The organism is Malaciobacter pacificus (assembly GCF_004214795.1).
In the GTDB taxonomy this organism is placed as follows: Bacteria; Campylobacterota; Campylobacteria; order Campylobacterales; family Arcobacteraceae; genus Malaciobacter_A; species Malaciobacter_A pacificus.
Genome location: NZ_CP035928.1, coordinates 2,451,917 through 2,464,973 on the forward strand (window position 1 = coordinate 2,451,917; position 13,057 = coordinate 2,464,973).

Annotated in this window: 12 protein-coding genes; 3 read left to right on the top strand and 9 right to left on the bottom strand. The window is 27.7% G+C overall.

Annotated elements, in window-relative coordinates; genetic code table 11:
• Positions 1-69: 69 nt before the first annotated feature.
• Positions 70-876, bottom strand: a complete 807-nt coding sequence (locus APAC_RS12195; protein WP_130234368.1) for a phosphatidylserine decarboxylase — start codon at positions 874-876, stop codon at positions 70-72.
• Positions 877-991: 115 nt separating this feature from the next.
• On the opposite strand from APAC_RS12195, the gene APAC_RS12200 reads away from it, so the two are divergent.
• Positions 992-1,231, top strand: a complete 240-nt coding sequence (locus tag APAC_RS12200) for a hypothetical protein (RefSeq protein WP_130234369.1) — start codon at positions 992-994, stop codon at positions 1,229-1,231.
• Here the strand turns inward: APAC_RS12200 and APAC_RS12205 are convergent.
• The 5 genes from APAC_RS12205 to APAC_RS12225 form a co-directional block, all read right to left on the bottom strand.
• On the bottom strand, positions 1,228-1,890 hold the full coding sequence (locus tag APAC_RS12205) for a TVP38/TMEM64 family protein (RefSeq protein WP_130234370.1): 663 nt from the start codon (positions 1,888-1,890) through the stop codon (positions 1,228-1,230). The two genes, APAC_RS12200 and APAC_RS12205, sit on opposite strands and share 4 nt — an antisense overlap.
• Before the next feature lie 54 nt (positions 1,891-1,944).
• Entirely contained in the window at positions 1,945-2,244 is a 300-nt protein-coding gene (locus APAC_RS12210) for a hypothetical protein (RefSeq protein ID WP_130234371.1), read from the bottom strand.
• 10 nt (positions 2,245-2,254) lie between these two features.
• Entirely contained in the window at positions 2,255-4,144 is a 1,890-nt protein-coding gene (gene dnaK, locus APAC_RS12215; RefSeq protein WP_130234372.1) for a molecular chaperone DnaK, read from the bottom strand.
• A gap of 83 nt (positions 4,145-4,227) precedes the next feature.
• Positions 4,228-4,788 (bottom strand): nucleotide exchange factor GrpE, encoded by a 561-nt coding sequence (gene grpE, locus APAC_RS12220; RefSeq protein WP_130234373.1) that lies wholly within the window; start codon positions 4,786-4,788, stop codon positions 4,228-4,230.
• An 8-nt stretch (positions 4,789-4,796) separates the two neighbouring features.
• Positions 4,797-5,621, bottom strand: a complete 825-nt coding sequence (locus APAC_RS12225) for a heat-shock protein (protein WP_228255922.1) — start codon at positions 5,619-5,621, stop codon at positions 4,797-4,799.
• A 235-nt stretch (positions 5,622-5,856) separates the two neighbouring features.
• Between APAC_RS12225 and APAC_RS12230 the strand changes: the two genes are divergently transcribed.
• Both APAC_RS12230 and APAC_RS12235 read left to right on the top strand, forming a co-directional pair.
• Positions 5,857-6,804, top strand: coding sequence for a TAXI family TRAP transporter solute-binding subunit (locus tag APAC_RS12230; protein WP_130234374.1), 948 nt, complete (start codon positions 5,857-5,859; stop codon positions 6,802-6,804).
• A 116-nt stretch (positions 6,805-6,920) separates the two neighbouring features.
• Entirely contained in the window at positions 6,921-9,023 is a 2,103-nt protein-coding gene (locus APAC_RS12235; RefSeq protein WP_130234375.1) for a TRAP transporter permease, read from the top strand.
• Positions 9,024-9,033: 10 nt separating this feature from the next.
• Here APAC_RS12235 and APAC_RS12240 read toward each other — a convergent pair whose 3' ends face one another.
• Genes APAC_RS12240 through truA form a run of 3 tightly spaced genes read right to left on the bottom strand, consistent with a single transcriptional unit; the run spans position 9,034 to position 13,057 of the window.
• Entirely contained in the window at positions 9,034-9,753 is a 720-nt protein-coding gene (locus tag APAC_RS12240) for a response regulator transcription factor (RefSeq protein ID WP_130234376.1), read from the bottom strand.
• Between the two features lie 55 nt (positions 9,754-9,808).
• A complete protein-coding gene (locus tag APAC_RS12245; RefSeq protein WP_130234377.1) occupies positions 9,809-12,325 on the bottom strand; it encodes a PAS domain-containing sensor histidine kinase in 2,517 nt (838 codons plus the stop codon).
• Between the two features lie 9 nt (positions 12,326-12,334).
• Positions 12,335-13,057: a tRNA pseudouridine(38-40) synthase TruA gene (gene truA / locus APAC_RS12250; RefSeq protein WP_130234378.1), complete on the bottom strand. Its 723-nt coding sequence runs from the start codon at positions 13,055-13,057 to the stop codon at positions 12,335-12,337.

Below are 13,057 nucleotides of genomic sequence, written 5' to 3' on the forward strand. Positions count from 1 at the left end.
TACTTTTCCAATTTTAAAGCTGTTATTTATTCTATCAAAAATTTTATGAAATTTCTAAAAAAATAATTTTTATTTATATTCAGCTATTTTTTGACCAAATTTAACGTCTTGATTTAGCAAATTATCTAAATCAATAATATCTTTTTCCCAAATCATTACAACCGTTGAACCCATTTTGAAATATCCCATACATTCACCTTTTGATATTTCAATATTATCATATTCATATACTTTTATTTCAGCTGTATCGATATTTGTTTCAACTCTTGGTTCAAATTCAAAAACCATTTGACCAACATTTAAAGCCCCAACATAAACTAAATAAAATAGTTTTCCTTCCTGTTCACACTCTAAAATAACTCTTTCATTTTGAACAAATAAATCAAGCTCTTTATTTAAATATTTTAAATTTACGGGATAAAGTTTCCCTGGGACATGAATAAGTTTTTTTAGTATAAAATCACTTGGTGCATGGTATCTGTGATAATCCTTTGGTGAAAGATAAAAATTCATAAACTCACCATTTTTAACTCTTTCATAATTATCTTTACAATAATAAGTTAATAGCTCTTCAACACTATACTCCATACCCTTAATTTGTAAGGCAATATCTTTTTCAATCTTTCCACACTGTGTAATTAAACTATCTGTTGGTGAAATGATTATTTTTTCATCTTTATCAAATTCCCTTTGAATTATAAGCTCTCTTGTAAATAAAGCATTTAATGATTTATAAAATTTTGCTTTTTTAAACTCTTTTAAATCTAGCTTCATAAGTTTTGCATAACTGTTATTTACAATTCTTTGAAAAAATGGAGGAAACTCTTTTGAGGCGAACTTTCCAAAATATTGAGAGATGATATTAGTAATATGCATTATTTTCCTTATCTTAAATTAGTAACATTTTATCTATATTTTCTTCTTAAAACGCTTTAATGAAAATTTTGATATTCTTTCACTTCAAATACAAACAATTATTAAAAGGATTTTTATGTACAAAGTAGTGGTTCAAAACCAATGCGGTTGTTTTAAAAGAAGTAATTTACAAGCTAATTTGCAATTTGAATCTAAAGATGATGCTTTATTAAAAGCAATCGAAATGAAAGATAAAATGAATAATGAATTTTGTAAAAAACATGAATTTGAAGTTCAAGAAATGTATAACAATTTTGTAATTTCATTTTATACTGAAGCAAGAGATAACTGCTGTGGAAATGGGTGTTGTTCTTAACAACACCTATTTCTGATTCTATCTATTTTTATAAAAATAAACCACATAATCCAAAGTAGAATTGTTATAGAAACTGCAGCAATAATAGCAGGTATTGGGTTATCAAAATTACTAATAGATCCTGCATATGTAATTACAGTTATATAAGGTAAAGTACCAATCAACCAAGCAGTTATAAACCTTTTTAGACTCATATTACAAACTCCTGCCAAACAAGAAGATACTTCAGGAAGCATCGGTACAGCACGCGATAAAACTAATACTAAAACACCATGTTTATTAAATAGTTCTTTCATTTCAAGTTTCTGACTTTCTTTTGATGATAATTTATCTAAGACTTTTTCTCCATATTTCTTCGATAAGAAATAACCTGTTAAAGAGGCACTTAAAAGACCTATAAATGTATAAAATAACGCCAATTCAAAACCAATAAAGTATCCTGCTAATAGAATTATTGTCATTGTTGGGACAGCAATAAATAAATCTATAAATAGTAGTATTACTATTAGCGAACCTAATATATATGAGGGTTGTGACTTTAAATTTGTAAATATTTGTTTTATCTCTTCAACACTTAATAAACCACTAAACTTAATAATTAAAAGCATAGTAGTAAAAATGATAAATAATGTTAGAACTGTTTTAAATAGTAGTTTCATTTTATAATCTTTATTTTTTAATGATTATAAACATAAAAAGTTAATGATTGGTAATTACATCCCACATGAATTATTTGGAGTAGAATGGACTTCCTTCATACCACAATTTTTACAGCTATACTCCATATCAATTGCACCAGAACAACCATGATTTTTAAGTATTCTTGAGCTTATAACATCTTGTTTAAAAGTTGTATTTGTAGAGTTATCAGTAAATACCTTTGGTTTAGCACCACAAGTTGGGCATTCACCATTTTGTAATTTTTCTAATCTTCCATTTTTACTTTTAAAATAAAGTAGTACAGAAAATATAGAAATTAGAAAAAGTATTAGTATTAAAACTAAAGTTTGCATGAAGTAGAGATTACTCTACTTCTGCATCGATAACATCATCGTCATCTTTTTTAGCTTTTTGGTTTGGTTGAGCACCAGCACCACCTGCTTGTTGCTCTTTAGCATACATAGCTTCAGCTAATTTGTGAGATTTTTCAGTTAAAGCTTTAACTTTCTCTTCAATTTGCTCTTTTGTTGCATTTTCATCTTTTAGAATCTCTTCTAATTCAGCAGCTGCATCAATGATAGCTTTTTTCTCTTCTTCTGAAACTGCAGATTCATTCTCTTCTAAAGTTTTTCTAGTTGAGTGTAATAAAGCATCAGCTTGGTTTCTTACTTCAATTACTTCTTTTTTCTTAGCATCTGCTTCTTTATTAGCTTCTGCTTCTTGTACCATTTTTTCGATCTCTTCATCAGATAATCCAGATGAACCAGAAATAGTAATTTTATTCTCTTTTCCAGTACCTTTATCTTTTGCAGATACATTTAAAACACCATTTGCATCAATATCAAATGTTACTTCAATTTGAGGAACACCTCTAGGAGCTGCAGGAATATCAGATAATTCAAACATACCTAAAGATTTGTTATCTTTAGCAAACTCTCTTTCACCTTGACCAACGTGAATAGATACTGCAGGTTGGTTATCTTCAGCTGTTGAGAATACTTGAGATTTTTTAACAGGAATAGTAGTTCCTTTTTCAATTAATCTAGTCATAACTCCACCAAGAGTTTCAATACCTAATGATAAAGGAGTAACGTCAAGTAATAATACATCTTTTACATCACCTTTTAATACACCAGCTTGAACAGCAGCACCAGCAGCAACAACTTCATCTGGGTTTACACCTTTATTTAAATCTTTTCCAAAGAAATCTTTTACAACAGAGTTTGCTTTTGGTAATCTTGTAGATCCACCAACCATGATAACTTCTTGAATTTCATCTTTAGATAAATCAGCATCATTTAAAGCAGTTTTGATGTGCTCTAAAGTCTCAGCAATTAAGTGCTCAGTCATTGATTCAAATTTAGCTCTTGTTAATGATTTAACTAAGTGAACAGGTCCTGCACTTCCCATTGAAATAAATGGTAAGTTGATTTCTGTTGATTCAGCAGAAGATAACTCTTTTTTAGCATTTTCAGCTGCATCTTTTAATCTTTGTAATGCCATTTTATCATTTTTAATATCAAAACCATTCTCGCTTTGGAACTCTTTTGCTAACCAATCAATAATAGCGTTATCAAAATCATCTCCACCTAAGAATGCATTACCATCAGTTGAAAGAACTTCAAATGTTCCATCACCAATCTCTAAAACAGTAACGTCAAATGTACCACCACCTAAATCATATACTAAAACTTTTTCTTCACCTTTTTTATCTAAACCATATGCAAGTGATGCTGCTGTTGGCTCATTGATAATTCTAAGTACATTAAGACCTGCAATTGTTCCAGCTTCTTGTGTTGCTTTTCTTTGTGCATCATTGAAGTAAGCTGGTACTGTAATTACTGCATCAGTAACAGGTGCTCCTAAATACTCTTCTGCATCAGCTTTTAATTTTCCTAAGATTTTTGCAGAAATCTCTTGTGGAGTATAAACTTTATCTCCAATCTCGACTGCTGCTGCACCGTTTCTATCAACAATTTTGTATCCAACTTTTTCTTGTGCTTCTTTAGCATTCTCTTCATCCATCATTAAACCCATAATTCTTTTTACAGAATAAATAGTTTTTTCAGGGTTTGTAATAGCTTGTCTTTTTGCTGGATCACCAACTAAAACTTCACCTTTGTCAGTAAATGCTACGATTGAAGGAGTTGTATTTTTACCCTCTTTATTTGGTATTACTTTTGCTTCTCCATTCTCATATACTGCCATACAAGAGTTTGTTGTACCTAAGTCAATTCCGATTACTTTGCTCATTTTTCTTCCTTATCAGTTTTTTATTTTTTATTTAATTTAAATTTGTTTATATCTTTTAGTTTTGTGACATTACGGTCAGCTAATTAATTAGCGATTGAAACCATTGCTGGTCTTAGTAATCTATCTTTTAATAGATATCCTTTTTGCATCACTTGAACAATTTGCCCAGATTCATGATCAGCACTATCAACTTGCATAATTGCATTGTGAATATTTGGATCAAATTCACCATCTGTTTCAACAATTGAAATGTTATGCTTTTCAAAAGCACTATAGAAATTTTTGATAGTTAATTCAACACCCTCTTTTAATTTTCCTAGTAACTCCTCAGCTGGTAAATCAGCTGCTTCTTCAGCTGCTAGTGCCATCTCAAGTGTATCAATAGGCATTAATAAATCCTTAGCAAATTTCTCACTTGCATAATCAATTGCTGCATATTTCTCTTTTTCTAATCTTTTTTTAATATTTTCAAAATCAGCATGAACTCTTAAATATTTCTCTTGTTCATTTTTTAACTGTTCTTCTAAAGCTGCAATTTTTTCTTCAGCACTTAACTCTTTTTCTTCTATATTCTCACTAGAAGCTGTTTCTTGTGTTGTTTCAACTTCTTCTTGATTTAACTCTTCTTTAGTCTCTTCACTCATCTAATCTCCTAAAATGATGTAATTTTTCTATAAAAATATTCGTAATTTTTTGAAAGCTGTCCAACAACCAACATTTTTACATCTTCATTGTTTATCATACAATTATGACAAATACCTAAATAGTCATCTGGCAATAAATTTTCAAAATATAAACCTTCCTTTATATCATCTAAAATATGACCTTTTAAGAATCTATTTATAGTAAACTCATCAAAATTATAAGTTAATGCTAAATTTAAAAACTCTTTATAATTAAATATTTCAAAGTCATTGTTTTGAATGTTATTACTAATAGCTTCATAAAGTTCATAAGCTACAACATCTTTTGATATCTTTAAAATATCATTTAAACTAAGACTAATCATATCATTTAAAAATCTATGTAATGCATTTGTATATTTAATACTAACTGCAAAAGATGTAAATTCTAAAATCATATATCTATTTTCTACATTTATGATATTTAGTAAAACATCAGATTTCTCTTTTTTAACAAAAACCGACAGTCCAATTTCAGATGCAAAATATTGTAATGCTCGTAAATTAATTCCCTTAAGTTTAAAATTAAGTTTAGTTTGCCAATATTGTTTTAAAGCTTCACTAGTAGGTGTTCTTCCACTACTTACATGTTCTTGAGCAAGATATCCTTCATCACCAAGTTTTTTAAAGTAACCTCTAATAGTGGCTGGTGAATATGCTATATCATACATAGATTTTAATTGAGTTGAACCAATTGGTTCTAAATGCTCAATATAAGCTTTAATAATTGACTGTAATAAAAACTCTTTTTTATCCATAATGTTTACAACCATTTTATATTTTTTAGCACTCATTATCTTAAACTGCTAAAGAATTATAACTTATTGAGTCTTTATTTGTCAAGTAGTTTTAATTAAATTAGCAATTTTTTAATAAATTGACAAATAATAAAAAATAAACTTTAAAATGTATACTAATTATAATATTTAGCTTTTTTTAAGTTTGATTAAATCTTTTATATGATAAATTTTAATACATAAATAACTTTTATGTAATTAATAGTTAATTATTTATTCCAAAGGAGAAAAAATGAAAAAAATTGCTACAGCAACACTAGTTGGACTATTATCAATTCCAGCATTTTCAGCAGAGTTTATTACAATTGGTACAGGTGGAGTTACAGGAACTTACTACCCAACAGGTGGTGCTATTTGTAGATTAGTTAATAAATATAAAAAAGAAACAAAAATTAGATGTTCTGTTGAATCAACTGGTGGTTCAGTATACAATATTAACACAATTAAAAATGGTGAATTAGATTTTGGTATTGCACAATCGGATGTTGTGTACCAAGCTAGCAAAGGAACTGGTAAATTTGATGGAAAGGCTGTTCCAAAATTAAAATCTGTTATGGCAATTTATCCTGAACTTTTAACTTTAGTTACTAGAAAAGATGCAAATATCAATGCTTTAACTGATGTAAAAGGTAAAAGAATTAATTTAGGAAATCCAGGTTCTGGAAATGAAGCAACTGCTTTAACACTATTTGATGCAAGTGGAATTAAAAAAGATGATTTATCTTTTGCAGGGGCTTTAAAAGCTTCAGAAATGCCTGATGCATTAAGAGATAACAAAATTGATGGATACTTCTATATGGTAGGACACCCAACTGCAAATATCAAAGATGCTTCAAACTCAGTTGATGTGAAAATTACTCCAATTGCTGGAGAAAATGTTGATAGTTTAATTAAAAAATACCCATACTTTGCAAAAGCTGATGTACCAGGAGGAATTTACAAAGGAAATGAAAACCCTACTCCTACATTTGGTGTTAAAGCAGTTTTAGTTACAAGTGATGATGTTAGCACAACTGCTGTTTATACAGTTGTAAAAGCTATTTTAGAAAATTTTGAAGATTTCAAAAAATTACACCCAGCATATAGTAATATTACTAAAGAGTCTTTATTAGATGGACTTTCAGCTCCTTTACATGAAGGTGCTAAAAAATACTTCCAAGAAGCTGGTGTTTTAAAATAATTTAAAACTTCTTAATATTCAAGGGGTTCCCTTGAATATACTCTATTTTCATAATTCATTTAATAATTTTCATTAAATGAATTATGAGAAATCATTTAAAATCAAAAGGAAAAGATATGGCTATTTATGAAGAAAAACCTCATAAAATGTCCGAACTTGAGCAAGAGTCCCTTCATGAAACTGAAGCTGTTGTAAATGAGCTTGAAGGACAAAGAGTTTTTGGTTCGCAACATTATGAGTTTTGGATTATATCTACTATTGCTCTATGTTGGTCAATGTTCCAATTATATATAGTAATAGAACCTGTTAATTCTACAATTAGTAGATCAGTACACTTAACATTTGCAATGGCTCTTGCATTTTTAATTTACCCAATGATGAGAAAACCGTACTTTTTAAAAAAAGTTAGGTGGTTTGGTTATGCATTTATGACACTTGGAATTATTACTGCATCTTACATAGCAGTAAATTATGAGGCTTTAGCTTTAAGACCAGGTGATTATACAACATTTGATATTGTAATGGCTATTTTAGCAATCATTATTCTAATTGAAGCAGGAAGAAGAGTTTTAGGTTTTGCATTAAGTTTGATTGCCATCGTATTTTTAGCATATGACTTTTTAGGTCCTTATATGCCTGAACTTATTATTCACAAAGGTGCTAGTTTAAATAAACTTGCAGGACATATGTACTTAACAACAGAAGGGATATTTGGTGTTCCCCTTGGAGTATCAGCTGGTTTTGTTTTTCTATTTGTACTATTTGGTTCACTTTTAGATAAAGCAGGTGCTGGTGAATATTTTATCAATTTAGCATTTGCAATGCTTGGTAAATTTAGAGGAGGTCCAGCTAAAGCTTCTGTTGTAGCTTCTGGATTTACAGGTATTATGTCAGGTTCATCTATTGCAAATACTGTTACAACTGGTACATTTACAATTCCATTAATGAAAAAAACTGGATTTAGACCCGAACAAGCAGGTGCAGTAGAAGTTGCTTCATCTACTAATGGACAATTAATGCCACCAGTTATGGGAGCAGCAGCATTTATTATTGCAGAGTTTTTAGGTATGGCGTATACTGATGTAATAGTTGCAGCATTTATTCCAGCATTTGTTTCATATTTTGCACTGTTTTATATAGTTCATTTAGAAGCTTTAAAATTAGGTTTAAAAGGTATGGATGATGAAGATTTACCTCCAAAATGGAAAACATTTGTTCAAGGTATTCATTACTTAGTTCCTATTTTCTTCTTACTTTATACTTTAATGGTATTAAGAGAGAGTGCTGCTAGTGCAGCTTTTAATGCAATTATGCTTTTAATGCTTCTTATGGTAGTACAACATCCATTTAGAGCCTTTTTAGCAAAAGAAAAAATTACTAAAGAGATTTGGCTTTCTGGATTTGTTGATATTTTAGCAGGTATGATAAGTGGTGCTAAAAATATGGTTCCTATTGCTATTGCAACAGCACTTGCTGGTATTGTTGTAGGAAGTATTACATTAACTGGACTTGGTCAAGTATTACTTGAAGTTGTTGAAACACTTTCAGGTGGAAATATCTTTGCAATCTTAATTTTAGCAGGTATTATATCTCTTATCTTAGGAATGGGATTACCAACAACTGCAAATTATATTGTAATGGCATCACTTACTGCACCTGTTATTTTAACGCTTGCAGGTGATAATGGATATTTAATTCCAGCGATTGCTGCACACTTGTTTGTGTTTTACTTTGGTATTCTAGCAGATGACACCCCACCTGTTGGACTTGCAGCATATGCAGCTGCTGGTATTGCAAAAGCAGATCCAATTAAAACAGGTATTCAAGGATTTAAATATGATATACGAACTGCAATTTTACCGTTCATGTTCTTCTTTAATCCAGAGCTATTATTAATTTCAGGAGTTGATGAATTAAACCCTGCAAATCCAAGTGGATGGATATGGATTACTAATCCAGTTGAAATTTTAATTATATTTACAACAGCATTTATAGGAATGGTATCATTCTCTTGTTTCACACAAGGATACTTTATAACAAAAACAAATGTTATAGAGAGATTTATATTCTTAGTTCCTGTTCCATTTATGTTCTTACCAAAAATTATGGAAGAGTATTTAAGTTTACCAACGCATTATATTTCATACTTAATAGGAATTGGAATTTTAGCAGGATTATATTTAATACAAAAAAATAGAGTTAGAAAACAAAAGAGTTAATCTCTTTTGTTTACATTGAAAGTGTTTTCTCGATTTTGTAACCAAAACCTTTTTGAGAGATAATAAAATCATCCTCTTTTAGTTTATCTTTTAATCTTTTCATAACCGTTCTAAAAGATGAATCACTAATAGATAAATCATCCCAAACCTCTTTTTTAAACTCTTCAAGAGTAATTAAATTTCCAATATTTTTAATTAAAACATCTAAAATATCTGATTCTTTTTTTGATAATTTTACTACTAAATTATTTTCATATAGATTCTCACTATTTAAATCGTATGTAAAAGTATTATTTAATTTAAGTAAATTATTATTTTTTTGAGATTTTACTTTTTCTTCTGTAACTTCTTCTTTTGCTTTTTGTAATAATTCCATCATCGTGTCAATATTTAATGGTTTAACAAAATAACCAAGAACTCTAAGATTTATTAATTTAAGTAAATCATCTTCATTTTTATGTGCACTCACAATAATAAATCTTTGATTAGGTAAAATCTCTAAAATTTTATCAATCATACTCATACCATCAACATTTGGCATTTTTAAATCAGTCAAAACTAAATCAAAATTTGTATTGTTGTCATGATTCTCTTCAAAGATATTAAAACCCTCTTCTCCATCACAAGCAACAACAACCTCATCAAAGATTGTATTTAGATAAAACCCTAATGTTTTTCTTGCGATATCTTCATCTTCAACCAATAAAACTCTTGTAAATATATTTTCCATTTTTTATCTTTCCATTTTTTGTGAATTAATTATATCAAAAACTGCATTATTAATTTTATATAATGATTCTAAACTCTACTCCATCATCTACATTTTCAACTTCTATATGACCTTTCATATTTTTTTCAACTATTAGTTTTGTCATATAAAGTCCTATTCCTGTACCTTGATTCTCAAACTTAGTTGTGAAATAAGGTTCAAAAATCCTATCAATAATATTTTCATCTATATTTCCACAATTGTTAAATATAGTTATTTTTACTTTTTTATCCACTCTTTTTATATCAATATTTACTTTAGCTTTAAACTCTTTTTCTTTAATCTTAATTTTTCTAGCATCAACTGCATTACTTAAAATATTAACAATAACTTGTTCAAATTCATTTTCATAATTTTTGATGATTATCGATTCAGATTCAATTTTAAACTCCATATCATTTTGTTCAAATGCAGTAGCAACTATTTTATAACTTTTTAATATTGACTCTTTTATATCAAATTCCATAATTTGTTTTGAAGGCTTATAAAAATTTCTAAAATCATCAATTGTTTGTGACATGAACTCTAATTGAAGTTTTGCATCCTTAACATTTTCAATAAATTCATCTTTTGAAAGAATCCCATAGCTATCCCTTAAAAAGTGAATTATTAAGCTAATATTATTTAAAGGCTGTCTCCACTGGTGAGAAATATTACCTAGCATTTCACCCATTGAAGCTAATTTATTTTGCTGAACTAATAATCTATCCATTTCCAGATTTTTTTCAACTTCTTTTTTTACTTTTTGTTTTAACTCTTCTTCACTTGCTTTTATTTTTGTAATATCATTTAGATATCCATACAAACTTCTAACTTCTCCATAATCATCTTTAATCAAAATAGTTCTATTATAAACCCATTTTATCTGTTTTTGATTATCTAATATTCTAAAAATATTCGTAAATGAATTTTGATTCTCTTTGATTGCTTTTTCTATATTATTCTTAAATATAGATATATCTTCTTTATAAATGATATCTATAAAACTCTTTTTTTCACTTTCAAACTCTTCAACCTCATAATCGTATCTAGTTATACTTTTTGATATAAATTTAACACTTAAATTATCATTATTGTTTAATCTAAAGATTACTATTCTTCCAAATTCAGTTAAGGATTCAACTTCTCTTAATTCTTTACTTAATTGAACCCTTTTATCAATATTCATTGACATCATAAGCATTCTATTAGAATTAAACTCTTTCCCCCTTACAAGTACCCATTTATAGTTACCTTTTTTATCTTTTATTCTATATTCACAAATAAAATGTTGACTCTTTTTTTCTATATGTTTGCTATATTCTCTTAATACATTTTGTTTATCATCTTCATGGATAATATTGAGCCATTGATTAAAGTTACGAATTTCACCTCTTTTATATCCAAGCATGTCAAGCCATCTTTTTGAAAAAAATATCTCTTTTGTATTTAAATTCATATCCCACAAACCGTCATTAGATGCTATTATGGCTAATTCATATCTCTCTTTCCATTTTTTAAAAAGAAAGTTTCTTCTCTCTAATCTTTTATTGTATCTATTGAAAATAGTATTAATAAAACGTCCAAAGAAATTTGCAGATAATATTAGTAAAAGAGCCACAAAAGAGACAATTAAATATCCAAATATTAACTTTTTACTAAATTCATTACTAATTTCTTCTATTTCTAAACTATCATCTAATTTTTTAATAAATATTTCATAACGATATTTCTTAAATGTATGACTAATATCACCTTTAGTAAAATTTTTTAAATCATTTTTTTCTACAGTTTTTATTTCACCATTATTATCAAAATTTACTAACTTCTTATTCTCTTCATCATAAAAATAAAAATATGACCCTTGCATTGACTTACTTTTATTATAAATTGAATCCATAATTGATTTTAAAGTTAATGCTTTCATATCATCAACTTTTGAAAAGGATCCAATCATCCAATAAACATTTTTTAGCTTTCTAAAAAAACTTAATTTAATAGCCCTTTTATCAACATCTAGCCAATACATAATATTATCATCACCAATATATTCAATATAATGTAAAATTTCATTAGTAAAATTATTAACTTGCATTTTAGAGTTAATCAAGCTTTCTAACTCTCGTATTATATTGTCACCATAAACTGCTTTATAATTAATAGTGTCAAAAAGTACAAAATCTATATTATACTGATGCTCTAATTTACGTAAATAACCTTTTATAATTTCTATATCAATATATGTATTAACACCATTTGAATGAATAAATCCTATAACTTCAGATATTGAGTTACTTAACTCAATTTCAATATCATCAAAATTTGAACTTGCATTATATTTTATATTTATAATATAATTTCTCAATAAATCTTGCTGTATAAAGTTATTATTCTGTTTTACAAACTCTATTTTTGATTGCTTTTGATAAGAAAAGAAAATATAAATCAATAAAAAAGAGACTATCAATAAGAAAAAAACAAATATTAAAGGTGTAAATACTATTTGATTTTTAATATCACTTAAGGTATAAAATTTCTTTTTATTAAAAAACAAATTTATCCTTTAATACTTTATTCTAGCAAGATATAGGCCGTTTGGCTTTGCAGGAGTTTTAAAGATTTGCTTTTTTAATCTTAATTGTTTTTTTAAATCATCAATTGTTAATTTTCCACTTGATATATTTAATAAAAATCCAACCATTAATCTTATTTGAGATCTTAAATATGAGTTTGCTGTAAACTTCATAACATACACATCTTTATATTTATAAAAACAAGCATCAAAAACTTCTCTAACTGTAATATCCTTATCGCTACCCGTTTTATGAAAATATTTGAAATCAAAAACTCCAATAAACTCTTTTATTGCTTCTTTAATTATCTCTTCATTTATATTTGGTACATAAGTTATGTATTTATCATTAAAAGGTGTTGTTAACTTAGTAGTCAAAAGATATCTATATACTCTTTTTGTAGCATGAAACCTCGAATGAAAATCACTACTTACATTTGAAATGTGTTTAACCATTACTGTGCTTGGAAGTTGATGGTTTACAATCTCTTTTAATTTCTTTAAATCATTAAAATGCTTTGGAATTTGACAATTAAAAACTTGTCCTGTAGCATGAACCTCTTTATCAGTTCTACCGCTTAATATGATTTTAGTATCAATATTTAGTCTTTTAAAAGCCCTTAAAAACTCATCTTCAACAGTCTTGCCATTTGGTTGTCTTTGACTTCCTTGATAAATACTTCCATCATAAGCAATAGTAAATTTCAAGTTCAT

Coding starts and splice junctions, on each gene's coding strand:
- APAC_RS12195 (WP_130234368.1), bottom strand. CDS start 876: ATGCATATTACTAATATCATCTCTCAATATTTTGGAAAGTTCGCCTCA.
- APAC_RS12200 (WP_130234369.1), top strand. CDS start 992: ATGTACAAAGTAGTGGTTCAAAACCAATGCGGTTGTTTTAAAAGAAGT.
- APAC_RS12205 (WP_130234370.1), bottom strand. CDS start 1,890: ATGAAACTACTATTTAAAACAGTTCTAACATTATTTATCATTTTTACT.
- APAC_RS12210 (WP_130234371.1), bottom strand. CDS start 2,244: ATGCAAACTTTAGTTTTAATACTAATACTTTTTCTAATTTCTATATTT.
- dnaK (WP_130234372.1), bottom strand. CDS start 4,144: ATGAGCAAAGTAATCGGAATTGACTTAGGTACAACAAACTCTTGTATG.
- grpE (WP_130234373.1), bottom strand. CDS start 4,788: ATGAGTGAAGAGACTAAAGAAGAGTTAAATCAAGAAGAAGTTGAAACA.
- APAC_RS12225 (WP_228255922.1), bottom strand. CDS start 5,621: ATGAGTGCTAAAAAATATAAAATGGTTGTAAACATTATGGATAAAAAA.
- APAC_RS12230 (WP_130234374.1), top strand. CDS start 5,857: ATGAAAAAAATTGCTACAGCAACACTAGTTGGACTATTATCAATTCCA.
- APAC_RS12235 (WP_130234375.1), top strand. CDS start 6,921: ATGGCTATTTATGAAGAAAAACCTCATAAAATGTCCGAACTTGAGCAA.
- APAC_RS12240 (WP_130234376.1), bottom strand. CDS start 9,753: ATGGAAAATATATTTACAAGAGTTTTATTGGTTGAAGATGAAGATATC.
- truA (WP_130234378.1), bottom strand. CDS start 13,057: ATGAACTTGAAATTTACTATTGCTTATGATGGAAGTATTTATCAAGGA.